Source organism: Pseudomonas sp. LA5 (genome assembly GCF_028640825.1).
In the GTDB taxonomy this organism is placed as follows: domain Bacteria; phylum Pseudomonadota; class Gammaproteobacteria; order Pseudomonadales; family Pseudomonadaceae; genus Chryseomonas; species Chryseomonas aestiva.
Window position 1 is genome coordinate 261,745 of the sequence record NZ_JAQYZY010000024.1, and the last position, 25,332, is coordinate 287,076.

Below are 25,332 nucleotides of genomic sequence, written 5' to 3' on the forward strand. Positions count from 1 at the left end.
CCATTTGATGCTCTCTGGCAATGCGGACCAATGATAAAAGGGTGTGACGCATGGAGATTCCGTTGGTCATCATCGGCGACGGGCTGTTCGCTGATATAGCCTATGAATACTTTACTCATGATTCTTCGTACCATGTCGTTGCGTTCAGCGTCGATCAGGACTATTTGCGCAGCTCGGAGAAGTTCGGTTTGCCGGTCATTCCCTTTGATAGGCTGACCGAATATTTTTCCGATACTGCTACCCGGCCTCACTTCTACGCTGCCATCACGTACGGCCAGTTGAATCGCACCCGCGAACGTTTCTATAGAGAAGCCAAGGCCATGGGCTTCCTAGCGGCGAGTTATATCAGTTCCAATGCTTTTGTATGGCGTAATGTGGTAGTTGGTGAGCATTGCTTCATCTTTGAGAACAATACGGTGCAACCGTTCGTGACCTTGGGCGACAACGTAGTACTGTGGAGCGGTAACCACATAGGTCACCATTCGGTCATTGGCAACCACGTGTTCGTCGCGTCCCAGGCAGTGATTTCCGGCAATTGCCGGATCGGCGATCACCAGTTCATCGGAGTCAATGCAACGTTGGTCAATGATGTCGCTTTGGCCGACGATGTTCTGGTGGGAGCCGGTGCGCTGGTCACCCGCAGCGTCGCCACCGATCAGATCGCGAAGGGCGTCGCCGCCACCAATGTTGCTGGAGCCAAGCGCTACTTCAAGGTCGAGCATGAGTGAACAGCGCTGGCGTCGGCTCGGATCAGTGTTCGTTCCGGATCGGCAGCGTTCCTGGCTATTCAGCCATGCCGCCAATCCCCAAGCGATAAAACTTCCCCATTCCGACCTGTACCGGATTTACTTCAACTTCCGTGATGAGCGTAGGCGCTCCGGAATTGCCTGGCTGGACTGGCGGCTTGCCACAAATGAGGTGATCTCGTTAAGCGAACACCCGGTGCTTCTCCCTGGCAAAGAAGGACATTTTGACGAGGATGGCGTTTCGCTGGGCAATATCGTCGTCCGTGACGCGGAGCTGTGGTGCTTTTATGTCGGCTGGAACCTGAGTGTCAGCGTCCCTTGGCGCAACTTCATCGGGCTCGCCCGTGGCCAGGGGGAGTATCTCCTCGAGCGGGTAGGACGAGTACCCATTCTCGACCGCAGCGAAGCTGATCCCTTTTCCCTTTCCTATCCCTGGGTGCTGTGGGACGCCCAGCATTCCCGCTGGCGTATGTGGTACGGCTCGAACCTCGCCTGGGGAGCCCAGCCAGAAAGCATGCAGCACGTCATCAAGTATGCCGAGTCGGTGGATGGCCTTTCCTGGCAACGCTCGGGCGCGGTGGTGTTGCCGTTGCGTGAGGGCGAGCTGGGCCTTTCCCGACCCTGCGTCCTGATCGACCCTCAGGGCCGGTACCGGCTCTGGTACGCCATTCGGTCGTCCCAGGGGTATCGGCTGGGGTATGCCGAATCAGCTGATGGAACGAACTGGGAACGGCTGGACCAGCGACTCCATTGGCTTGGACCGGTCGGCGCATGGGAGGGTGAGAGCCAGACCTATCCCTGCGTTTTCGCGGCTGAAGGCGTCCTCTACATGCTGTACAACGGTAACGGCTATGGTCGTCACGGGTTCGGTCTGGCGCGTCTGGAAGAGTAATCGCCCATGAAAACAAGCACGCTCGACATCGACGAGCTCAAGATTCTACTTGATACCCAGGGGTACGCTGTCGTGCCTGCCGTGGTCCCCCCACGGTTGCTAGCGCGCATGAGCGAAGGTCTCTACAGGGTGCGGGATCGAATCGAGGAAGAGGTGGGGCGGTTTCGCCTGGAAAGAGCCAGGGAAGTGGGCGTCCTACGGCTGATGATGAGGTTCGATCCGGTCTTCACCGAGCTGTTGGAGTTGCCCATCCTGCTCACGCTTGTAGATGAACTCATGGGGAGCACAGCCATTCTTCACCTGCAGAATGGCTTGCTGCTGCCGCCTACCAGCGAGCCTGACGCGGATGTCTTCCAGTATCGTTTCCATCAGGACTTCCCGCGCTATCTCAACGGTTATCGGGCATCGCTGAACGTCATGATCGCCATCGACGCCTTCACCGCAGAAAATGGCGCGACCCTAGTGGTTCCTGCAACTCATCAGCGCGAGATAGCTCCTTTGGAAGAGTTCTGCCGGCGTTGGGCGCGGCCTGTGATCTGTGCCGCCGGCGATGCCATCGTGTTCGATTCGACGTTGTGGCACGCGGCGGGGACCAACCGCAGTAGCCGTGATCGTCTGGCGATCAATCACCAGTTCACCCGTCCCTGGATAAAACAGCAGATCGATTATTGTCGTGCCCTGGACGCCACTCTGCTAGACGGCCTGCCAGAACGCAGTCGTCAGCTATTGGGCTACTACACTCGGGTGGTGGCTTCGCTGGATGACTACTACCAGCCCACGGAGCATCGCCTTTACCGGAGTGGCCAGGGCTGAACACTATGCGTCGAAAAACTGGCGGGTCTGGTTCTTGCAACGAAGGCATTGCAGACTCCATGTCGGAAGCTCGAGAGCGCTAGCGCCGCTCGTGGCATTCGATCTACTCCATTCTGGGAGACCTCATGTCACGAGCGCGTATCCCCTTCGCGAAGCCATTCATCATGGGCAAGGAGCTGTTCTACATCGCCCAAGCGGTAATGAATGGTTCCATTGCTGGTGACGGCGAGTTCACCAAGCGCTGCCAGGCCTTGCTTGAAGAGCAGCTCGGTTGCCGGAAGGTCCTGTTGACTCACTCCTGCACGGCGGCTCTGGAGATGACCGCGATTCTGGCTGGGATCGGTCCCGGAGACGAAGTCATCATGCCTTCGTTCACCTTCGTCTCTACAGCCAATGCCTTCGTCCTGCGCGGAGCAGTACCGGTATTCGTGGATATTCGCCCGGATACCCTCAACATCGATGAGCGCCTGGTCGAGGCAGCCATCACACCGCGTACCAAGGCCGTCGTCGCGGTGCATTACGCTGGTCAATCCTGCGCGATGTACACGCTCAAGGCCCTCTGCGTACGCCATGGCTTACGGCTGATCGAGGATGCGGCTCAGGCCATCCTCGTCAAGAACGAAGGCCAGTCGCTGGGTACCATAGGCGACATGGGCTGCCTGAGCTTTCACGAGACCAAGAACATCATCGCTGGCGAGGGTGGAGCGTTGATGATCAACGACGAGAGCCTGATCGAGCGCGCCGAGATCATTTGGCAGAAGGGCACCAATCGTAAGGCGTTCTTCCGCGGCGAGGTAGACAAATACACCTGGGTCGACATGGGTTCATCGTTTCTGCCAAGCGAACTGACGGCAGCCTTCCTCTTCGCCCAGCTCGAGCATGGCGAGCGGATCAACGCTCATCGTCGGGAGCTTTACGAATACTATTACCAGGCCCTGCTGCCGCTGGAGCGCGATGCGTTTCTGACACTGCCCACCTATCGCGGCGATGCCTCGGCCAATGCCCACATCTTCTTCGTTCTCACCCGGGACAGCGAAGAGCGGCGGGCGCTGATCGCTCATCTACAGGCGCTGGGTATTAGTGCGGTGTTCCACTTCGTCCCGTTGCACGACTCTCCCGGCGGCCAACGTTTTGGCCGAGCGTCCGGGGAGCTGCCGGTCACCCATGACATCTCCGATCGCATCCTCAGGCTGCCCTTGTTCTCGGACTTGACCCACGAGCAGGTACGGCAAGTCACGGAGGCTGTCACAGGCTTCTACAGGCCGACTTCGCTTTCTTTGTTCAATGTGGAATCCAGGAAGGACCGCGCATGAGTTTCTCATCGATGGCGGGCGTGCCGACAGACAGCAGGCTCCACCAAATGCACCTTGGGCTGGGGCATCCCTATTACATCTATGCGCCAGATTTCCGCGATTCCTCGGCCGGGGTAGCCTGCCTGCATTACCTCTGTCACACCCTTAACATCCACGGGCGAGATGCCTATGTGATGAGCTGCAATCAGGTCAACCCCAACCTGAAGACTCCGCGGGTGAGCCAGGAACTGGTGGATAGCCATCGACAACTGGGCAAGGTTCCCATCGTTATCTATCCAGAGGTGGTCAGTGGTAACCCGGCTGGCGCAGATGTCGTGGTGCGCTACCTGCTCAATTTCGAGGGTGCCCTGACCGGTCGAGGTATGGAGGCAGGCAGCGACGACCTGAGGATATATGCCGGCCCGGTCCTCGTCCGAGATCCCGGCGAGCGTGCGGATGGCTTTCTCGACGTCCCTTGCATCAACACCGTGCTGTTCAATGCCAATGGTTGCGGTACGCGCCTGGGCCGCTATCTCTATCGCCATCGCTATCCGCTCGATCAGGTGGACTTCAGCCGATTCCCCCTGGACGTCCAGGAATTGTCGATGCACGAGCCGCTTCCCCTGCCCAGGCTGGCGCAGCTGCTCCGAGGCGCTGAGGTTCTCTACACGTACGAATGGTCCATGACCTGTGTCCTAGCAATTCTCTGCGGCTGTCCGGTGCTGTTCATGCGGGAAGGAGGCATTGATGAGGCCTTTCTGGACCAGAGCTACATAGGTTCCGGTGGCTTCGCCATGTTCGACGCGCCTCAAGCACTGGAGGTTGCTCAAGGGGGGCTGGCCGATGCCATGGCGCGTTATGCGAGGCTCGAACATGGCTTCTGGCGGCAGCTCGATCGCTTCATCGAACTCACTCAGGCACGTAGCGAGCATCACGTGGGCGCTGATCGTCTGAACCAGCAGTATCAGCGGTGGCTGGGCGAACGTGCGCTGCAGGGTACCCGGCTGCGCCTGTACGAGCAGGCGCTGGTGGTGGGAGAGCGGCCGCTGCACTTCGAGGTAGTGGTGTTCGGTGGAGCAGGGGAGGACGAACGGACCCTGGCCAGTCTGGCGCGGCAGCACTATCCACTTACCCAGGCGTCCTTCCTGCCGGAAGCGACGGACTACCTGACGCCATGGCAGGCGCTGGCACATGCCAGTCGTTGCCAATGGTTCGTGCTGCTACCCAATGGCGATGAGGTAGCGACCGATCTATTACTGCTGGCGGCCGAAGCCATTTCCCTGAACCCGCGCCTTAAGGCGCTATACGTCGACCAGGACGAGCTGACCGCCCAGGGGCCTGCCAATCCCGTGTTCAAGCCGGATTTCAATCTGGACTTGCTCCGCAGCTACAACTATACGGGCTCGCTGTTGCTGGTGAGTCGTGACGCGCTGCTGGTTACGGTCCCCAGTGTGCCCTGTACTGGCGAAGCCATCTTCACCGATATTCTATTCCAGAGCGTTGAACGGGATGGGGTGACGGCCATTGGTCATCTCTCCGCTATCCTCCATCACAGTCGCCAAAGCTATGCAGCCTGGCTGGCCGAGCAAGTCGATCCTTCAGTCGGACGCGGCATCGTGCAGGCCCATCTTCAACGGCTGGGCCTGGCCGCTCAGGTGGAGTCTTGTCGTCTGCCGTTCGTCAACCGCATCCGCCTGGTATGGCCAGGCAACCCCCTGGTGTCCTTGCTCGTGGATGCCCGCGGGCCGCTGTCCCAGGTCACTCGCTGCCTGGAAAGCCTATTACAGACGCGCGGCGTCAATTACCAGATCCATCTGGTGGAGTCATCGCAAGCGGAGCCCGAGTTGCGCGCCTGGTTGATGGAAATCGAGGCGATGGGTGAGCCGTTGATCCGGGTCGTACGCGCACCGCTGAGCCAGGCGATTGAATCGGCGGAGGGTGAGTACCTCGTGCTGCTCGACGCTGCCTGTCTCGCCATAGATCCTGACTGGCTTCTGGAGCTGCTGGCGCAGGGGCGCCGCGATGAGGTCGCGGCGGTGGGTGCAAAACTCGTCGGGCCCGACGACCGCATCGTATCGGCCGGGCTGGTACTGGGTCTACGGGGTGCTGCCGATTGCCTGTTCAGGGGCGAGTCCGATCAGAATGGCGGCTATCTGCATCGTCTTCAGGTTGCCCAGAATCTCAGCGCCCTAGACGGAAGATGCCTGCTGCTCAAGAAGGCAGCGCTCGCTGAAATCGATGGCCTGGCTGACCTCGCCTGGGGGCAGCGAGGCGCTGATGTCGAGTTGAGCCTGAAACTTACGCAGGCCGGCTATCTGCTGGTTTGGACGCCCTACGCGAAATTGCTCTGGCAGGAACAGGAGTATCGTGGGGCCATGCTCGACGAGGTCTCTCCGGGGCTCTACGAACAATGGCTGCCGAAGCTGGTCGACGATGCTGCTTACAATCGTAACTTCAGCCGTGAGGGCCTGGATTTCGAACTGGAGACCCAGTCGCAGCATCTTTGGCGACCCCTGGCGTGGCGGCCGCTACCGGTCGTCCAGATCGTGCCGGGTCAGTCGGCGGGATGTGCTTATTACCGTGTGCTGCAACCCTTCCGAGCATTGGAACAGGCGCTCGAAATCGAGGGCATCATCACCGAGCGGCCGAAGTCGCCTGTACTGTTGGCCGGTATCGCAGCTGACGTGGTGGTCGTCCAGCGTGAGCACCAGCCCTTGCAAATGGATGCGTTGCAGACCCTAAGGCGGGCCACGGACGCCTTTGTCATTTACGACATGGACGATTGGCTCGCCGATTCGCCTGCTGCAGGTAAGGGAGCGGCGACTGGGGCACCAGCCGTTGCCGACTTGGAAAGAGCACTCGCCAACGTCGATCGTGTGGTCGTCTCTACCCCTGCGCTGGCGAATCGGCTGGAGGGCCGGCATCACGACGTACGCGTGGTACCTACCCGACTTCCCGCTGCCCATTGGGGCTCCCTTGTCAGTAATCGGCGACGCCAAGGGCGGCCACGGATCGGTTTTGCCGGCAACGCTGGTCATAGGCTGGATTTGGCGATAATCGAGGAAGTGATACAGACACTCGGGCAGGAGGTCGAATGGGTATTCCTCGGAATCCGGCCCGCAGTGGCCAAGATCGACGAGTTCCACGCTCCCGTGCCGATTGAGGATTATCCAGGGAAGCTCGCAGGTCTCGACCTCGACATCGCGCTTGCGCCCTTGCTGGCGAACGATTTCAACGAGTGTAAGAGCAACCTGCGCCTATTGGAGATGGGAGCCTGTGGCTATCCGGTGATTGCATCGGATATCGCGCCATACCGGGGAGACCTCCCTGTACAACGGGTCGCCAACGAGCCGACGCAATGGCTGGAGGCGATCCGCGCTCATCTGGTGGATTTGGACGCGGCCTTCATCCAGGGGCAGCGGCTGCGAGAAGCCGTGCAACGTGACTGGCTATTGGAGGGTGCCAATTTGAGAAGTTGGAAACGAGACTGGTTGCCAGGCTAGGAGATGTTAGCCCGCCACTGGCAGGTGCTTAGCCTCCTTCTACTCTCGAGCCTTGGCGGACGTGCCTATCTTTGTAGTACCAGGGGCTGCGCTGCCGGCCTTTGACAACCTAGATCCCCAAGGCGAGGGCCGGCCTTCAGGGGGTTTCCTTGCGATTGTGTCGCAGTGCCGACCCGGAAGCTTGGGGTTCGAGTTTGGTTAGCTTCTTGCTTGTCTCGGCCATCCACCTTCTGCTGCCGATTTCTTGACTGGAGCAGAAGCTAACCAGCAAGAGGTCTCAAGATGACGGGCTCACCCGCCAATGTGTTCTGTAATGCCGATACCGATTCGGGTGAGGTGCCTACGGCGGCTGAGGTTGATCGGAGCCATGCGCAGTGGCTGGCTGATCGGCGCTCCAGCGCGACGCGCCTTGAAATCTATCGCCAGGCACTGATCCAAAATGCTCAGCTGCATTTCTTGGTAGTGATCGTCGGCAGTCCGACGGAAGCCAGCTCTACCCTGGCATCGCTGGCTGAGCAGCATTATCCCAACTTCAGTACCGCATTGGTGGTGGCTTCGGCCAACGAGCTGTCGGACTGGCAGGAAGCGCTGGCGAGCAGTGAGGCGCACTGGTCGCTGAAGCTTCCAGCGGGTAGCCACCTAGAGCCCGAAACATTGTTGCGTTTGGCTGAGCGTATCCTTGTCTCCGGTGGCATACATGCTTGCTATTGCGACGAAGATCATCTTGCCGATAGTGGTCTCGAGTGTCCGATCTTCAGACCTGGCTTCAATCTCGATCTGCTACGCAGCTATCCCTACACCGGCTCTCTGCTGGCCATGAGTCGCGAGGCGTTGCTGGCGTCCTCATCCAGCGTCACCGCGCCTGGCGTGGCACTGGTCCAAGACGTGTTGCTGCAGGTGGTCGAGCGCCAGGGTGTCACGGCCATCGCCCATCTACCCGAAGTATTCCACCACTCGCGACAGACCTTTCCCGACTGGCTGCAACAGTGCGAACCGGCGGCGACCCATGGCATCGTCCGCGCGCACCTGGCGCGCCTGGGTGTGCAGGCGGAGATCAGCGCTGGTGCTCTTCCATGTGTCAGCCGTATTCACTACCAGAGCGATCACCAACCGCTGGTTTCCATTTTGATTGAAGCCAGGGGTTCGCTCGAAGAGCTGGGTCGCTGCCTGGAGTCTGTCTTGGGAGGCACCGCCTATCCACGTTACGAGATCCTTGTCGGGCGGCCTTCGAACGTCGCGGTCGATACCGGCTGCTGGCTAGACGAGCTGGTGACGCTGGGCTTGGAGCATTTGCGGGTCATCCCCGCTGACGGAGCTCAGGCCCTGGCTCGGGCTGCCAAGGGCGAATACCTGCTCTGGCTCAGTGCAGGTTGTCTCAGCATCAAGGCCTCTTGGCTGGATGAGCTGGTCAATCAGGCGCGACGCCCGGAGGTCGGGGTGGTAGGCGCCAAGCTTCTGGATCGTGAGGGCAGAGTAGCCATGGCCGGGCTGGTACTCGGACTGCGTGGTCCTGCCAGCAGCCTCTTCCTGGGTGAACCCGATGACCGCGCAGGCTATCTCTACCGGCAGCAGGTGGTGCAAAACTTCAGTGCCGTGAGCGGTCGTTGTCTATTGGTGCGGGCGGAGATATTTCATGCCATCCCTGATTGCGGTTCCTTCGCCACCCAGCCGTTCGCCGATGTCGAGTTCTGTCTCAAGGTTGGTCAGGCCGGCTATCTTGTGGTCTGGACGCCCCACGCCCGTCTCGGTTGGGAGTCGGAGCAGAGCCCAGAGGTGTCGGCGTGGACGCGGGCCGAGTCGAGACTCTACGAGCAGTGGCTACCCGTCCTGGCCAATGATCCCGCCTATAACCCAAGTCTAGCTCTGGACAAGGCGGATTTCGCAGTGGAAGTCGCACCCGAAAACTTATGGCGACCACTGTCCTGGCGTCCGCTGCCGGTAATCCAGGTCATGCCCGGCGATCGCTGGGGCTGCGGTCACTACCGGTTGATCCAGCCGCAGCGAGCGATGGAAGCCGCCCTGCAGATCGATTCCAACGTGCAGTTCCGCTACTTGCACGCAGCCAACCAGGGACGCATTCAGGCAGACAGCATCATCGTACAGCGCCAGCTCTCCGTGCCGCAGATCGAGGAAATGCAGGCTATCAAGCGCTATACCTCGTCCTTTCTCGTATACGACCTGGACGATCTACTGGGTAACCTCCCGCTCAAAAGCATACATCGTGAGTCTTTCCAGCCTTCCCAGGTCGCGAGAGCTCTGCGTAACGGATTAGCCATCGCGGATCGAATGACGGTCTCCACGGAACCCTTGGCTGAGGCGATGCGCGGATTTAATGCGGACATTCGCGTTGTTCCCAATCGATTGCCTGTCCCTTGGTGGGGAGAACTACAAGGCAAGCGGCGCGAAGGTCGCCCAAGGGTCGGTTGGGCAGGCGGCACCAGTCATACAGGAGATCTGCAGATCGTGGTGGATGTCATGAAGGCCTTGGCCGACGAGGTGGAGTGGGTGTTTCTTGGTATGAGCCCACCGGGTGCGCCACCTCATGAATTCCATTATGGAGTCGAAATCGAGGAATTTCCCGCGAAGCTCGCCAGTCTCGATTTGGATCTAGCCATCGCCCCGCTCGAAATCAACGCCTTCAATGAGTGCAAGAGCAATTTGCGGCTGTTGGAGCTCGGCGCCTGTGGTTTCCCCGTTGTAGCTACTGACATAGAGCCCTATAGGTGCGGTCTTCCCGTGACCCTGGTACGCAATAGATATAAAGACTGGCTAGCTGCTATTCGCGATCATCTGGCCGATATCGAGGGGGCCCGTGCATTGGGGGCCAGCCTTCGCCAGCACATTCATCGTGATTGGATGCTTGAGGGAAGAAATCTCGAGGCATGGCGAGCGGCCTGGTTGCCTGACTGACTGGAGCACGGCCTCATACGAGCTCGTTGCCGCTACCAAGAAGCTGCGAGGCGTGAGTGTGTAGGCGGATGCGTCCCTTGTAACCCGATCCGCCAGGGTGAGCGTCGCTAAGGGGCTAAATAATTTACGGGTTCGGTCGATAACCAGTATGCACGAATCGGTATGTCACCACCTGTCAAGCTTCTGCTGAAGAAAATCGCGGAAAAATCCTAAAGGTTTGACGGCAGGTACCGATAAATATCTTGAATGCGAAATACAGGGGCGTCTGAGCAAGCAGGTCCCATTCGCATGCTCAGGCACACAAGGTTCAACTGGAGACGCCACCATGGCACTTACCGTCAATACCAACATCCCTTCCCTGAACACTCAGCGTAACCTGCAGAACGCGTCCAGCTCGCTGGCTACCTCCATGCAGCGCCTGTCCACCGGTAGCCGTATCAACAGCGCCAAGGACGACGCCGCCGGTCTGCAGATCTCCAACCGTCTGACCAACCAGATCAACGGTTTGAACCAGGCGACTCGCAACGCTAACGACGGTATCTCCCTGTCGCAGACCGCTGAAGGCGCCATGCAGCAGTCCACCAACATCCTGCAGCGTATCCGCGATCTGGCCGTGCAGTCCGCCAACGGCTCCAACAGCGACGCCGACCGTTCTGCTCTGCAGAAAGAAGTGACCGCGCAGCAGAACGAACTGACCCGTATCGCCCAGACCACCACCTTCGGTGGCCGCAAGCTGCTGGACGGCTCCTTCGGCACCACCAGCTTCCAGATCGGCGCCAATGCCTACGAAACCATCGACGTCACCCTGAAGGACACCTCGGCGACGGCCCTGGGTTCCAACCAGGTGGGCTCTGGTGCCAGTACCTCCGCAGGTAGTGTCGTTGCAGGTAGTGGCAATGCCCTGGCTTCCGGTGGCACCGTTACCTTGGTGGGCGGGGGCAAGAGCCAGCCTGTGGATTATTCTGCAGGCGACTCTGCGAAGACCATCGCTGGCAAAATGAATGGCCAGATTCCCGGTCTGGCGGCCTCGGCGCGCACCGTGCTGACTGTGACCGACAGCATCTCCAGCGGTGCGGCCAACATGACCATGACCGTGGGTAGCAACTCCTTGAACCTGGTCGGTGTGGCCAGCACCAAGGACATGGCTGACCAGATCAATGCCAACGCCGCCAAGCTGGGCGTCACTGCCAACTACGATAGTCAACTCCAGAAGTTGACGATTACCTCTGCTACTGGGGAAAACGTAACCTTCGGCAAGGATACCGGCAACGCTGCAGGCGCCATCAGCGTATCCTCGCAGAAGTCCGACGGCTCCTTCAGCACTCCTGCGGTCGATATCCGGGCCAACGGCGGCCAAGCTATGGGTTACGTCAAGCTGGACTCGCCTACGACCTTCGCGATGACCGGTGACACCGCCCAATTGTTCGGCGCTAACAAGTCGACACTTAGCCAGGTTTCCAACGTCGACATCTCCACCGCCGACGGTGCCCAGAAAGCCCTGTCCGTGATCGACCAGGCCCTGGCCAACATCGACTCCCAGCGCGCTGACCTCGGTGCGGTGCAGAACCGCTTCGACAACACCATCAGCAACCTGACCAACATCTCGGAGAACGCCACCTCCGCCCGTAGCCGCATCAAGGACACCGACTACGCCGCGGAAACCGCGAACCTGTCGAAGAACCAGGTGCTGCAACAGGCCGGTACCGCGATCCTGGCCCAGGCCAAGCAGCTGCCGCAGTCGGTTCTCAGCCTGCTCCAGTAAGGGCGGAGATCGGTCTAGGCAGGGAGAAGGGGGACGCCCCTTCTCCCTTTCATGCGTTGTGAGGACATTACAATGGACATCGTCAAGACAACGGGTTTTTCAGCGGTAAGGCCCTATAGCGCTCAATCGAGCCCTGCGGCCGCAACGTCCTTCAGTGCTTCGGCGCCCACGGCGGACTCCACGATCAAGCCGGTTTCCCAGGCCAGCAAGGCTGACGGTGACAAGGCCGAGAAGCCGGAAGAAAGCAACATGGATGGCGCCCTGTCCAAGCTGAAGTCGAAATTCCAGGAAGACCACCGCAACCTGGATTTCAGTATCGATGACTCCACCGGCGAGGTAGTGGTCAAGGTGCTGGACGGCGAATCCGGCAAGCTCATCCGGCAGATGCCCAGCGAGGAAGTGCTCAAGCTGGCCAAGCAGCTGGATGAAATGCGCAGCCTGATGTTCAAGGCCGAAGCTTAGTTGGCGCGGAACTTGAATCAGACTGACTGAGCGCAGGGGCGACGACGTAACGTTGGCAGGGGGATAGACACATGGCAGGTATCAGCGGGATTGGCGGATCGGGACTGGACATCGATTCCATCGTCACCAAGATGGTGGCCGCCGAAAAGGCACCCAAGCAGGATCAGTTGAACGCGACGCAAAGCAAGGCGACCGCGCAGCTGACCGCGATCGGTTCCCTGAAGGGCGCTATCAGTGAATTCCAGACCGCGCTGACCACGCTTAACAGCCCCACCAGCTTCCAGGCGCGCGCCGTCACCCTGTCGAAGAGCGACTACCTCACGGCAACGGCCAGTACCAGCGCCAGCGTCGGGAGCTATCAGGTCGCCGTCACTCAACTGGCGGGCAGCAGCAAAGTGGCCCTGGCATCCGTGCCAGCCACTTTCACCACCACTGCCAGCGACAACAAGACCTCTACGACGTCTCCCACCACCTTCGGCCAGGGCACGCTCAGCATCAAGGTTGGTAATACCGCCTTGGCCGATATCAAGGTCGATGCCACCAACAACACTCTGAGTGGTATTCGCGATGCCATCAACAAGGCCGGACAGAGCCAGGGCCTCAGTGCCAGTGTAGTCAATGACGACTCGGGTTCGCGACTGGTACTGAGCAGCACCAAGACCGGCGACGGTAACGATATCTCGGTAGCGGTGAGTGGTGACGACGGTTCGGGCAAGCAGAGTCTGACCAAGCTGGCCTACACGCCGAGCAACACTGACTCGACTGATCCTGCTGCCGCCCATTCGCTCACGAAAGCCAAGAGCGCCCAGATGACCATCGATGGGCTGAAGGTCACCAGTGCCTCGAACACGGTGAGCAATGCGGTCGATGGCCTGAGCTTCACCCTCAAGGCCACCACCCCGGCGGACAGTCCCATGACCGTCGGCGTCAGCCAGGACGAGTCGGGGGTCAAGGGCAACATTCAGAAATTCGTCGATTCCTACAACAAGCTCATGGGCGTTATCAAGACCCAGACCTCGGTGACGAAGGTCGGGGACAACAGTTCGCCCATCGCGGCTGCGCTGGTGGGGGATGCGACTGCTCGCGGCCTTACGACCACCATCCGCAACGAACTTGGCACCCTGCAGGGGACGGGCGCCGTCAAGGCGCTGGCCGACCTGGGCATCACCACCCAGAAAGATGGCACCCTGGCCGTGGACGATACCAAGCTCAGCAAGATGGTCAGCTCCAATTTCAGTGACCTGTCTGGTTTCTTCACCGGCGACCAGGGGATTGCGGCGCGCCTCAAGGGTAAGCTCGATCCCTATACCATGACCAATGGCATTCTCGAGCAGCGTTCGAATTCCCTGAGCGATACCCTGAAAAAGGTCGACGCCCAGACCGCGACGCTAAATACCCGGATGACCGCGCTCTCCGACCGTCTTTACAAGCAATACAACACCATGGACCAGCTGTACTCGTCGTTGTCGAGCACCGCGTCCTCGCTGTCCCAGCAGCTGGCGGCCATGCCCTTCGCCAACAAGAGCTGAGTGGGCGGATTCGGCCAATCCGGTCGATAAAGGGGTCAAGTTCTTCGCGTCATGACCGATAAACAAAGTATCGGAAACACATAGAGGTCGTGACATGAACGCAATGACAGCCATGCGCCAGTACCAGCAGGTCGGCCTGCAGGCGCAGGTGTTTGAAGCCAGTCCCCATCAGCTGATCCAGATGCTCATGCAGGGCGCCCTGGATCGTCTGGCCAAGGCGCAAGGTGCCCTGGAACGCGGTTGGCTGCCGGAGAAGGGCGAGCTGATCGGCAAGGCGGTATCCATCATCGCCGGCTTGAAGGACGTTCTAGATTTCGAGCAGGGTGGCGAGCTCGCCACAAACCTGGATCGTCTGTATGACTATATGATCCGCCGGCTCAGCGAAGCCAACCGCAACAATGATCCTGTTATCCTGGAAGAAGTATCCGGCCTGATCCGCGAGATCAAATCCGGCTGGGATGCCATTGCCCCCTGATCTGGAGTCGACCGATGAACGTCGCCATGCAAAAGACCCCGGTGGAACGCGTCGAGCTCGTCTATGAGCAGATGGCCGCTGCGCTCAAGGCCGGAGACTGGACGCGGATCGCCGAGCTGGATCTGGATTGCCGGCTGTTCGTCGACGAAGCCATGTATGCCACGGGCGACGAGGCCGTAGCCCTACGTGCCAGTCTCGAGCGTCTCCTTGCCCTCTATGCCTCCCTGCTGCAAGGCTGCAAGGCAGAGCGGGACGCCACCGCCCAGGAGCTGACCAAGCTCAACAAGTCGAATCAGGCCGCCAAGGTCTATCAACTGTTCGGTTGACTGTCATCTGTTGGACAGTAATTCAAAGTTTGAATATTTCGCCGCCATAAAATTGACCCCGCATCACAATTTGTCTTAACTTGCGCAAGATGCCGACCAGTTGGCACTTGGATGCAGGCGACACCTGCGCGTAGCGAACCGACAAGCCGAATTGGGGCAGGGACATGTGGCGTGAAACCAAGATCCTTCTGATCGACGATGAAGCCGAGCGGCGCAAGGCGGTATCGGTCATTCTCGATTTTCTCGGCGAAGATCACCTCGCCTGTACCAGTTCCGATTGGCAACCCTCCCTCGAAGCGCTCGACAGCAGTCGCCAGGTCAGCTGTGTGCTGGTCGGCCGCGTCGACAGCCGCGGCAACAGCGTCGAGCTGCTCAAGCAGGTCGTCGCCTGGGACGAGATGGTCCCGCTGCTGCTGCTGGGCGAATCAGCGCAGCCGGAGTGGCCAGATGACGTTCGCCGCCGCGTGCTGGTTTCTCTCCAGTATCCGCTGGCCTACAACAAGCTGCTGGACTCCCTGCACCGCGCCCAGGTCTATCGCGAGATGTACGACCAGGCCCGGGATCGCGGGCGTCAGCGCGAGCCCGAGTTGTTCCGCAGCCTGGTGGGTACCAGCCGCGCCATTCAAGGCGTGCGCAAGATGATGCAGCAGGTGGCCGATACCGAGGCCACGGTGCTCATTCTCGGCGAATCGGGTACCGGCAAGGAGGTGGTGGCGCGCAATCTGCACTTCCACTCCAAGCGCCGCGAGGCACCCTTCGTGCCGGTCAACTGCGGCGCCATCCCCGCCGAGTTGCTAGAAAGCGAATTGTTCGGCCATGAGAAGGGCGCCTTCACCGGTGCCATCACCAGCCGCGCCGGACGCTTCGAATTGGCCAACACCGGCACCCTGTTCCTCGACGAGATCGGTGACATGCCGCTGCCCATGCAGGTCAAGCTGCTGCGCGTGCTGCAGGAACGGACCTACGAGCGGGTGGGCAGCAACAAGACCCAGAGCGTGGACGTGCGCATCATCGCAGCGACCCACAAGAATCTGGAGCAGATGATCGCCGCGGGCACCTTCCGCGAAGACCTCTACTATCGCCTCAATGTCTTTCCCATCGACATGGCGCCGCTGCGCGAGCGGGGCGAAGACATTCCGCTGCTGATCAACGAACTGATCGCCCGGATGGAACACGAGAAGCGCGGTTCCATCCGCTTCAACTCCGCAGCGATCATGTCGCTGTGCCGCCACGAATGGCCGGGCAATGTCCGCGAACTGGCCAACCTCGTGGAGCGCATGGCAATCATGCATCCCTATGGCGTCATCGGCGTGGCCGAGTTGCCGCTCAAGTTCCGCTACGTGGAGGACGAAGCCGATCCCATGGTGGAATCCCTGCGCGAGGAATTGCAGGAGCGCGAGGCCATGGCCGGGATCGGGACCCTCGAGGTGTCTTCCTCGGCGTTGCTGCCGAGCGAAGGCCTGGATCTCAAGGACTACCTGGCCAACCTGGAAAAGAGCTTCATCCAGCAGGCGCTGGACGATGCCGGTGGCGTAGTGGCGCGTGCCGCCGAGCGGCTGCGTATCCGTCGCACCACCCTGGTCGAGAAGATGCGCAAGTACGGCATGGGTCGCCGCGACGACGAGTTCGACGAAGAGATCTAGTGCACCTTCAGCGGTACTGAGCGTATCGGGGTAGGGTGGATGATGGCGTAGCCTCATCCACCTTCTACTTCATAGCGCTGCAAGTGGGTGGAAAAGGCAGCGCCGTTTTCCACGCTACGGCGATTTGACGCCAGGGCGGCATGGGTCTTGCTCCAGCCCGGCTAATGTCAATTGTCCGTCGCGAGCCCCAGCCGATGCCTGCGCAAGCCCTTTCTTCCACCGTCTCCGTCGACGCTGCCGTGGAGGCCTCCGCCTCGGCACAGGCCCGCGAAGCCTTGGGGCAGATGTCGCGTCAGCTGAGCGAATCCTTCCAGTTGCTCGAAGCCCGGATGAATTCGCTGCAGGGCGAACTGGAGTGGGTGTCCGCCCAGCGTCTGCAGGAGCTGGCGGAAAAGGAGCGCCTGGCCAGCCGGCTGCAGAATCTGCTCGATGTGCTGCCCGCCGGTATCGTGGTGGTGGATGGCGCCGGGCGCGTGCGCGACGCCAACCCGGTGGCGGAGGCCCTGCTCGGCGAACCCTTGGCCGGTGAGCTGTGGCGTACGGTGATCGCGCGGGCCTTTGCGCCGCGCCATGACGATGGCCACGAAGTGTCCCTGCGCGACGGGCGACGCCTGTCCATCGCCATCCGCTCCCTGGATGGCGAACCGGGGCAACTGGTGCTGCTCAACGACCTCACCGAAACCCGTCATCTGCAGGGCGAATTGGCACGACATGAACGACTCTCGGCACTGGGGCGGACCATGGCCTCGCTGGCGCATCAGATCCGGACCCCGCTGACCGCGGCGCTGCTCTATGCCAGCCATCTGGAGGAGGGCGGTCTGGCGCTGGCGCAACAGCAGCGTTTCGCCGGCCGCCTCAAGGAACGGCTGCACGAACTGGAAAACCAGGTCCGCGACATGCTGGTGTTCGCCCGGGGCGAATTGCCGCTGGCGGATCGGCTGACGCCGGCCGCGTTGTTCACTGCCCTGCGCGAGGCCGCGAACCCGCATCTCGGCGACTGCCCCGTGCGCTGGCAACTCGATGTCCAGGCTGGGCTGCTCACCTGCAACCGCGACATGCTGGTAGGCGCCGCCTTGAACCTCATTCACAACGCCTTGCAGGCCATGGCCGGCAGTGGCCGCCCGGGACGACTCAAGGTGCATCTCCATCGTCGTGACGGGGAGTTGTGCCTGGCGATCAGCGACAGCGGTCCCGGCATTCCGCAGGCGGTCCAGCAACGGCTGGGCGAACCCTTTCTCAGCACCAAGACCACCGGCACCGGTCTCGGCCTGCCGGTCGCCCTGGCGATGGCCAAGGCCCATGGCGGGCGGCTGAACGTGCGCTCCCGGGTGGGGCGCGGCACGCTGGTGACCTTCATCCTGCCGCTGCTGGCGAGCGAGGAGATCCCGGCATGACCCTGCCCATTCTGCTGGTGGAAGACGACCGTGCCCTGCGCGAAGCCCTGGCGGACACCCTGGAGCTCGGTGGCTATCGCTATCGCGCCGTGGACAGCGGCGAGGCGGCGCTGCTGGCGCTGGCCGAGGAACCCTTCGGCCTGGTGATCAGCGACGTCAACATGCCAGGTATCGACGGGCATCAATTGCTGGCCAGTATCCGACTGCGCGATCCGGCGCTGCCGGTGCTGCTGATGACCGCCTTCGGCAGCATCGAACGCGCCGTCGAAGCCATGCGCGGTGGGGCGGCGGATTATCTGGTCAAGCCCTTCGAGCCGCGCCTGTTGCTGGAGACCCTGGCGCGCTGCTGCCCACAGGGACGGCGCCTGTCCGATGCTCGCCAGCCGGTGGCGGCCGATCCCCAGAGTCGACAACTGCTGGAGCTGGCCAGCCGGGTGGCCCGGAGCGAGGCCACGGTGCTCATCACCGGTGAGTCGGGCGCCGGCAAGGAGGTGCTGGCGCGCTTCATCCACGATCAATCGGCGCGGGCGGATGGTCCCTTCGTGGCGGTCAATTGCGCGGCCATTCCCGATCACCTGCTCGAGGCCATCCTCTTCGGGCACGAGAAGGGCGCCTTCACCGGGGCCATCGCCGCCCAGCCGGGCAAGTTCGAACTGGCCCAGGGCGGTACCCTGCTGCTGGACGAGATTTCCGAGATGCCGCTGGGCCTGCAGGCCAAGCTGTTACGCGTCTTGCAGGAGCGCGAGGTGGAGCGGGTCGGCGCGCGCAAGCCGCTGGCGCTGGACATCCGCGTGGTGGCCACCAGCAACCGCAAGCTGGCGGAGGAGGTGGCCGCCGGGCGCTTCCGCGAAGACCTCTTTTATCGCCTGTCGGTGTTTCCGCTGGCCTGGCTGCCGCTGCGCCAGCGACCGGCCGATATCGTGCCCCTGGCCGAACGACTGCTGGCGGTCCAGGCCGCGCGGATGAATCGTTCGGTACCGGTCCTGAGCCCTGCCGCGCGCCAGGCCCTGGCCGAGCACCCCTGGCCGGGCAATGTGCGCGAGCTGGACAACGCCGTGCAGCGGGCGCTGATCCTGCAACCGGGCCAGCAGATCCAGGCCGAGGACTTCGGGCTGCACTGGTTGCCGACCGGGGTATCCCCGACGCCTGCCGCCGCGCCTGTGCCAGCGACAGGCATTGGCGATGACATACGTCCGCTGGACGCCGATCTGCGCGATCGGGAATTCCAGGTGATTCTCGATACCCTGAAGGCCGAACGCGGCCGCCGCAAGGAGACCGCCGAGCGCCTCGGCATCAGCGCCCGTACCCTCAGGTACAAGCTGGCGCAGATGCGCGACGCCGGCCTGGATGTCGAGCTGGCCCTCGCCGCCGGCTACTGAGCGCGCAAGTCGATAGCCGGCTATCTACCCGTGCGGAACCAACCCTCTGGCGTGCTGTTCTAGAGAAAGGATCGCGACTGCGGCGTGGGGTCGCAGAGGATGCATGCCCCCGCCGCCCCGGACCCTGTCCGGCCGCTTTGCTTTCTTCTCTTAGGCGCCGCCTTTGCTGAAAACGGTTTCACGGACGGTGTTTGCCGTTTTCGCCGCGGGTGGCGCGCCTGCCAGCACGAGGACGCTTGCCATGGGTTCCACCGCACCTTCCAGCTCCAACGCCGACCAGCTCGTCATCAATACCATCCGTACCCTGTCCATGGACGCGGTGCAGAAGGCCAACTCCGGCCACCCTGGTACGCCGATGGCCCTGGCCCCGGTCGGCCACACGCTGTGGAGCCGCTTCCTCCGCTATCACCCCGAGCATCCGGACTGGCCCAACCGCGACCGCTTCGTGCTGTCGGTCGGCCATGCCTCCATGCTGCTCTATTCGCTGCTGCACCTGGCGGGCGTCAAGGAAATCGACGAGCACGGCACCGCCACCGGCAAGGAAGCGGTCAGCCTCGACGACATCAAGCAATTCCGCCAGCTGGATTCCAAGACCCCGGGTCATCCCGAGTACCGCATGACCACCGGCATCGAGACCACCACCGGTCCGCTGGGGCAGGGCTGCGGCAACAGCGTCGGCATGGCGCTGGCGCAGAAGTGGCTGGCCGCCCGTTTCAACCAGCCGGGCGTGACCCTGTTCGACTATGACGTCTATGTGCTCTGCGGCGATGGCGACATGATGGAAGGCGTCACCGGCGAGGCGGCCTCCATGGCCGGTCACCTGGGGCTGGACAACCTCTGCTGGATTTACGATAACAACACCATCAGCATCGAAGGCCACACCGAGCTAGCCTTTAGCGAGGACGTGGCCGAGCGCTTCCGCGGCTATGGCTGGCATACCCTGCACGTCAAGGATGCCAATGACGCCGAAGCACTGGCCGCCGCCCTGCATCGCTTCAAGGGCAACACCGGCAAACCGACCCTGATCGTGGTCGACAGCCTCATCGGCTACGGCGCACCCAACAAGCAGAACACCGCGGCAGCCCACGGCGAGCCCCTGGGTGCGGACGAGATCAAGCTGGCGAAGAAGGCCTATGGCTGGCCCGAGGATGCCGACTTCCTGGTGCCCGACGACGCCCGTCACCACCTGCGCGACGCCCTGCTGGAACGTGCCAGCGGTCTTTACGAAGACTGGAACCGTGCCTTCGATCGCCTGCGTCAGGACGATCCGACCCGCGCCGATGAACTCCAGCGCATGCGCGCCGGTGAGATGCCGGAAGGGTGGGACGCCAAGCTGCCCAGCTTCGATACCGATGCCAAGGGTGTGGCGTCCCGCGAGTCCGGTGGCAAGGCGCTCAATGCCTTTGCCCAGAACATTCCCTGGTTGGTGGGCGGGGCGGCGGATCTGGCGCCGTCCACCAAGACCAATCTCAAGTTCGATGGCGCGGGCAGCTTCTCCGCCCGTGAGCCGTCGGGGCGCAACATGCACTTCGGCATCCGCGAGCACGCCATGGGCTCCATCGCCAACGGCATGGCGCTCTGCTACCTGCGCAGCTTCACTGCCACCTTCCTGGTGTTCAGCGACTACATGAAGCCGCCGATCCGCCTGGCGTCCATCATGGAATTGCCGGTGGTATTCGTCTTCACCCACGACTCCATCGGCGTCGGCGAAGATGGCCCGACCCACCAGCCCATCGAGCACCTGGCGCAGCTGCGCGCCACCCCGGGTCTGCTGACCCTGCGTCCGGGCGATGCCAATGAAACGGTGCAAGCCTGGAAGATCGCGCTGCAGCAGACCAATCGACCCTCCTGCATGGTGCTGTCGCGGCAACCGCTGCCGACCCTGGATCGCGCCAAGTACGCCAGCGCCGAGGGCGTCGCCCAGGGTGCCTATGTGGTGGCCGATGCCGAAGGCGGCAAGCCCCAGGTGATCCTCATGGCCACCGGCAGCGAACTGGGCCTGGCGATGCAGGCCTATGAGCAGCTCCAGGGCGAAGGGGTGAAGGCACGAGTCGTCTCCATGCCCTGCTGGGAGCTGTTCGAGGAGCAGGACGAGGCCTACAAGCAGTCGGTGCTGCCGGACGAGGTCCTGGGCCGCGTTGCCATCGAACAGGCCGGTCCCCTGGGTTGGGAGCGCTACATCGGTCGCAAGGGTGCCTCGGTGACCATGAGCACCTTTGGTGCCTCCGCGCCCATCGGCAAGCTGCAGGCGAAATACGGCTACACCGTGGAAAACGTGGTCAAGCTGGCCAAGGAACAGGCGCAACGCAAAGGGAGCGCCACATGAGCAATCCACTCAAGCAGCTGACGGAGCAGGGCCAGGCGGTCTGGCTCGACTTCGTCAGCCGCGAGTTCCTCGCCAAGGGTGAGCTGCAAAAGCTGATCGAGCGTGACGGCCTGACGGGCGTCACCTCCAACCCCTCGATCTTCGAGAAGGCCATGGGCCACGGCAGCGACTACGATGCCAGCCTCAAGGCCTTCCTGGAACGGGCCGATGCCGAGCCGGTGGATGTCTACGAGCATCTGGCCATCGAGGACATCCAGCAGGCGGCCGACATCCTGCGGCCGGTCTATGACCGGCTTGAAGGACGCGATGGTTATGTGAGCCTGGAAGTTTCGCCCTATCTGGCGCTGGATACCCGTGCCACCCTGGACGAGGCGCGCCGCCTCTGGCAGGCGGTGAATCGGCCCAACCTCATGGTCAAGGTGCCCGGCACGCCCGAAGGGGCGGTGGCCATCCGCAAGCTGATCGAGGAGGGGATCAACGTCAACGTGACCCTGCTGTTCGATCGCAATGCCTACATGGCCGTGGCGGAGGCCTATATCGCGGGTCTGGAAGCCCGGCTGCATCAGGGCAAGGACATCAGTCGGCTCGCCAGTGTCGCCAGCTTCTTCATCAGCCGGGTCGACGGCGTGCTGGACAAGCTGATCGACGAGCGCAAGGGTAACGACGGCGAACTGACCGAGCTGCGCGGCAAGGTCGCCATCGCCAACGCCAAGCTGGCCTATCAGGATTACCTGCGTCTCATCCAGTCGCCACGCTGGAAGGTGCTGGCAGTTAAGGGAGCTCATCCGCAGCGTCTGCTGTGGGCCTCCACCGGGTCCAAGGATCCCGCCTATCCCGATACCCTGTATGTCGATCAACTGATCGGCCCGGACACCGTCAACACCATGCCGCCCAAGACCATGGACGCCTTCCGCGACCATGGCACGGCAGCCCCCATGCTGAGCACCGCTATCGACGCCGCGCAGCGGGTGGTGGATGCGACGGTCCGTTTCGGGCTGGATCTCGATGGCGTGGCCAAGCGGCTGGTCAAGGATGGCGCCCGGCAATTCGAAGATGCCGCTGATGCCCTGTTGGGCGCGGTTGGGCAGAAGCGCCTCGAATTTCTTGGCGAGCGTCTGAATGCCGCGGACTATCGACTGCCAGACGATCTGAATGAAGCCGTCGAGGCCCGCCTGGACGAGGCGCGGCGTGAAGGCTGGTCGCGCCGGCTCTGGCAGGGCGACGCCTCGCTCTGGACCGGTCGTGACGAAGACCAGTGGGTCGGCTGGCTGGCCGCGGCCCAGGGGCGTCAGGCCGATCCGGTTGCCCTCGGGGTCTTGACCGAGGCCGTTCGCAAGGAAGGCCTGGATACCGTGGTGCTACTGGGCATGGGTGGTTCGAGCCTGGGCCCGGAAGTGCTGGCCAATACCCTGGGTACCGCCACGGGCGGACTCACCCTCAAGGTGCTGGATTCCACCGACCCGGCGCAAATCGCCGCGTTGGAAGAACAGTTGGACCTGCGCAAGACGCTGTTCCTGGTATCGAGCAAATCCGGCTCGACCCTGGAGCCGGAAATCCTGCGGGCCTACTTCCACAAGGCCGTCGAGCAGGCGCTGGGGGCGGAAGAGGTGCGGCGGCGCTTCGTCGCCATCACCGATCCGGGTTCCAAGCTTGAAGCCAGTGCCACGGCCAAAGGCTACCGCGCCATCTTCCAGGGCGATCCCCATATCGGCGGGCGCTACTCGGTGCTGTCGGTGTTCGGCATGGTGCCCCTGGCGCTGCTTGGCCATTCGGTGGCCGACTTCTTCCAGGTGACCCAGCCCATGGTACTGGCCTGCAGCCCCAGTGCGCCCCCTGCCATCAATCCCGGCATTCGCCTGGGCGTGGTCCTGGGCGAGGGGGTGCGTGCCGGACGCGACAAGGTCACCTTGATCGCCTCACCGGGTGTCGCCAGTCTGGGCGCCTGGCTGGAGCAGCTGCTCGCCGAGAGCACCGGCAAGCAGGGCAAGGGCATCATCCCGGTGGACCTGGAGCCCCTCGGCGAGCCAGGCGTCTACGGCAGGGACCGGGTGTTCGTCAGCCTGGTGCTGGCCGGCGAGGAAGACGCCGAGCGCGACAGTCGCCTGCAGGCCCTGGCCGCCGCGGGGCATCCGGTGGTGGATATCCGTCTGGCGCGCGCCGAATTGATCGGCCAGGAATTCTTCCGCTGGGAGGTGGCCACCGAAGTGGCCGGTGCCGTCATCGGTATCAATCCCTTCGACCAGCCGGATGTGGAAGCCAGCAAGATCAAGACCCGTGCCCTTACCGATGGCTACGAGCGCGAGGGTCGTCTGGCCGGTGATGAGCCGCTGCTGGAGGAGGGCACGCTGACACTGTTCGGCGATGCCGACCTGCAGGGGCAGGATACCGCCCGCGCGGCGATCAAGGCGCATCTGGCACGCCTGCAGCCCGGCGACTATCTCGCCGTGCTGGCCTATCTCGAGCGCAATGCCGTGCACGAGGAGGCCTTGGGCGCCATGCGTGATAGCATTCGCGACAGCAAGCGCGTAGCGACCGTCGGCGGCTTCGGCCCCCGTTTCCTGCACTCCACCGGACAGGCCTACAAGGGCGGTCCCAACTCGGGTGTGTTCATTCAGATTACCGCCGATGCCCAGAACGACCTGCAGATTCCAGGGCGGAGTCTGAGCTTTGGTGTCGTCGAGGCCGCCCAGGCCAAAGGCGACCTCGAGGTGCTGGCCGAACGGGGACGGCGCTATCTGCGCGTGCATATCAAGGGCGGCGACATCGACGCCGGCCTGCAACAAATCGTCGAACTGGTCGAGGCGGCGGTCGCCTGACCTCAAGGAGTCATCAGCATGCAATTGGGAATCATCGGACTGGGCCGCATGGGCGGCAACATCGCACGGCGTTTGATGAAGCATGGGCATGAAGTCGCGGTCTATGACCGCAGTGCCGAAACCGTGGCCGGCCTCGGCAAGGAAGGCGCCATCACCGCCGATAGCCTGGATGGCGTCATCGCCGCCCTGGCACAGCCGCGGGCCATCTGGGTCATGCTGCCGGCGGGCGCGCCGACCGAACAGACCATCGCCGAGCTGGCCGACCGCCTGGCTCCCGGTGACGTCATTATCGATGGCGGCAACACCTACTACAAGGACGACATCCGTCGCGCCAAGACCCTGGCCGAGAAGGGCATCGACTATGTCGACGTCGGTACCTCCGGTGGCGTCTGGGGCCTGGAGCGCGGCTACTGCATGATGATCGGCGGCAAGTCCGAGGCGGTCGAACGCCTGGAGCCCATCTTCGAGGCCCTGGCTCCCGGCTACGGCAGCATCGAACGGACCCGTGGTCGCAACGCCCCGGACGAGCGTGCCGAGCGTGGCTTCATCTTCACCGGTCCGGCCGGTTCGGGTCACTTCGTCAAGATGGTGCACAATGGCATCGAGTACGGCCTGATGCAGGCCTACGCCGAGGGCTTCGACATCCTCAAGATGAAGAACAGCGACAAGCTGCCGGAAGACGAGCGTTTCGACCTGGACCTGGCCGACATCGCCGAAGTCTGGCGCCGTGGCAGCGTGGTGTCCTCCTGGCTGCTGGACCTGACCGCCCAGGCCCTGGCCGGCGACGTCGAGCTGGAGAAGTTCTCCGGTTCGGTGGCCGACAGCGGCGAAGGCCGCTGGACCATCGAGGCGGCCATCGAGGAGGCGGTGCCGGTCAACGTCCTGTCCGCTGCCCTCTATGCGCGCTTCCGTTCTCGCCAGCAAGCCACCTACGCCGACAAGCTGCTGTCGGCCATGCGCTTCGGCTTTGGCGGCCACGTCGAAATCCCGCAATAAAACCCTGGCCGTTCCCCTGTGGAGCGGCCACGGGCCGCGTCCCGGGGGACGGCATCAGCCGCCCTCGT

17 protein-coding genes are annotated in these 25,332 nt (G+C 62.4%); all 17 read left to right on the forward strand.

The genetic code is table 11. The annotated features are described in order from the left end of the window. Positions 1–50: 50 nt before the first annotated feature. The 17 genes from PVZ72_RS06055 to gnd all read left to right on the forward strand — a co-directional run bounded on the left by PVZ72_RS06055 (position 51) and on the right by gnd (position 25,264). Positions 51–728 carry an acetyltransferase gene (locus PVZ72_RS06055; protein WP_183629117.1) on the forward strand — a complete coding sequence of 226 codons (678 nt, stop codon included), beginning with the start codon at positions 51–53 and terminating at the stop codon, positions 726–728. Next, positions 721–1,638: a hypothetical protein gene (locus PVZ72_RS06060; RefSeq protein ID WP_273861439.1), complete on the forward strand. Its 918-nt coding sequence runs from the start codon at positions 721–723 to the stop codon at positions 1,636–1,638. The genes PVZ72_RS06055 and PVZ72_RS06060 overlap by 8 nt, the downstream gene beginning before the upstream one ends. Positions 1,639–1,644: 6 nt before the next feature. Then, on the forward strand, positions 1,645–2,451 hold the full coding sequence (locus PVZ72_RS06065) for a phytanoyl-CoA dioxygenase family protein (RefSeq protein WP_273861440.1): 807 nt from the start codon (positions 1,645–1,647) through the stop codon (positions 2,449–2,451). A 125-nt stretch (positions 2,452–2,576) separates the two neighbouring features. Continuing rightward, a complete protein-coding gene (gene rffA / locus PVZ72_RS06070; RefSeq protein WP_183629122.1) occupies positions 2,577–3,764 on the forward strand; it encodes a dTDP-4-amino-4,6-dideoxygalactose transaminase in 1,188 nt (395 codons plus the stop codon). Then, complete coding sequence (locus PVZ72_RS06075; protein WP_273861441.1) at positions 3,761–7,246, forward strand: hypothetical protein; 3,486 nt, start codon at positions 3,761–3,763, stop codon at positions 7,244–7,246. The genes rffA and PVZ72_RS06075 overlap by 4 nt, the downstream gene beginning before the upstream one ends. A 282-nt stretch (positions 7,247–7,528) precedes the next feature. After that, entirely contained in the window at positions 7,529–10,156 is a 2,628-nt protein-coding gene (locus PVZ72_RS06080) for a hypothetical protein (RefSeq protein ID WP_273861442.1), read from the forward strand. A gap of 325 nt (positions 10,157–10,481) precedes the next feature. Further along, complete coding sequence (locus PVZ72_RS06085) at positions 10,482–11,918, forward strand: flagellin (protein ID WP_273861443.1); 1,437 nt, start codon at positions 10,482–10,484, stop codon at positions 11,916–11,918. Positions 11,919–11,990: 72 nt separating this feature from the next. Continuing rightward, positions 11,991–12,380 (forward strand): flagellar protein FlaG, encoded by a 390-nt coding sequence (locus PVZ72_RS06090; protein WP_273861444.1) that lies wholly within the window; start codon positions 11,991–11,993, stop codon positions 12,378–12,380. 71 nt (positions 12,381–12,451) lie between these two features. Next, complete coding sequence (fliD, locus tag PVZ72_RS06095) at positions 12,452–13,909, forward strand: flagellar filament capping protein FliD (RefSeq protein ID WP_273861445.1); 1,458 nt, start codon at positions 12,452–12,454, stop codon at positions 13,907–13,909. Positions 13,910–14,003: 94 nt separating this feature from the next. Continuing rightward, positions 14,004–14,384 (forward strand): flagellar export chaperone FliS, encoded by a 381-nt coding sequence (fliS, locus tag PVZ72_RS06100; RefSeq protein WP_026083956.1) that lies wholly within the window; start codon positions 14,004–14,006, stop codon positions 14,382–14,384. 14 nt (positions 14,385–14,398) lie between these two features. Further along, positions 14,399–14,710 carry a flagellar protein FliT gene (locus PVZ72_RS06105; protein ID WP_133862436.1) on the forward strand — a complete coding sequence of 104 codons (312 nt, stop codon included), beginning with the start codon at positions 14,399–14,401 and terminating at the stop codon, positions 14,708–14,710. A 164-nt stretch (positions 14,711–14,874) separates the two neighbouring features. Beyond that, positions 14,875–16,353, forward strand: a complete 1,479-nt coding sequence (locus PVZ72_RS06110) for a sigma-54 dependent transcriptional regulator (RefSeq protein WP_273861446.1) — start codon at positions 14,875–14,877, stop codon at positions 16,351–16,353. Positions 16,354–16,547: 194 nt separating this feature from the next. Then, positions 16,548–17,747, forward strand: coding sequence for a sensor histidine kinase (locus tag PVZ72_RS06115; RefSeq protein ID WP_273861447.1), 1,200 nt, complete (start codon positions 16,548–16,550; stop codon positions 17,745–17,747). Next, positions 17,744–19,126: a sigma-54-dependent transcriptional regulator gene (locus tag PVZ72_RS06120; RefSeq protein WP_273861448.1), complete on the forward strand. Its 1,383-nt coding sequence runs from the start codon at positions 17,744–17,746 to the stop codon at positions 19,124–19,126. The genes PVZ72_RS06115 and PVZ72_RS06120 overlap by 4 nt, the downstream gene beginning before the upstream one ends. Before the next feature lie 241 nt (positions 19,127–19,367). Then, positions 19,368–21,452, forward strand: coding sequence for a transketolase (tkt, locus tag PVZ72_RS06125; RefSeq protein ID WP_273861449.1), 2,085 nt, complete (start codon positions 19,368–19,370; stop codon positions 21,450–21,452). After that, positions 21,449–24,268, forward strand: a complete 2,820-nt coding sequence (locus PVZ72_RS06130) for a bifunctional transaldolase/phosoglucose isomerase (RefSeq protein ID WP_273861450.1) — start codon at positions 21,449–21,451, stop codon at positions 24,266–24,268. Before tkt ends, PVZ72_RS06130 begins: the two co-directional genes overlap by 4 nt. An 18-nt stretch (positions 24,269–24,286) precedes the next feature. Further along, positions 24,287–25,264 carry a phosphogluconate dehydrogenase (NAD(+)-dependent, decarboxylating) gene (gnd, locus tag PVZ72_RS06135; RefSeq protein ID WP_273807662.1) on the forward strand — a complete coding sequence of 326 codons (978 nt, stop codon included), beginning with the start codon at positions 24,287–24,289 and terminating at the stop codon, positions 25,262–25,264. The last annotated feature ends 68 nt before the right edge of the window (positions 25,265–25,332 follow it).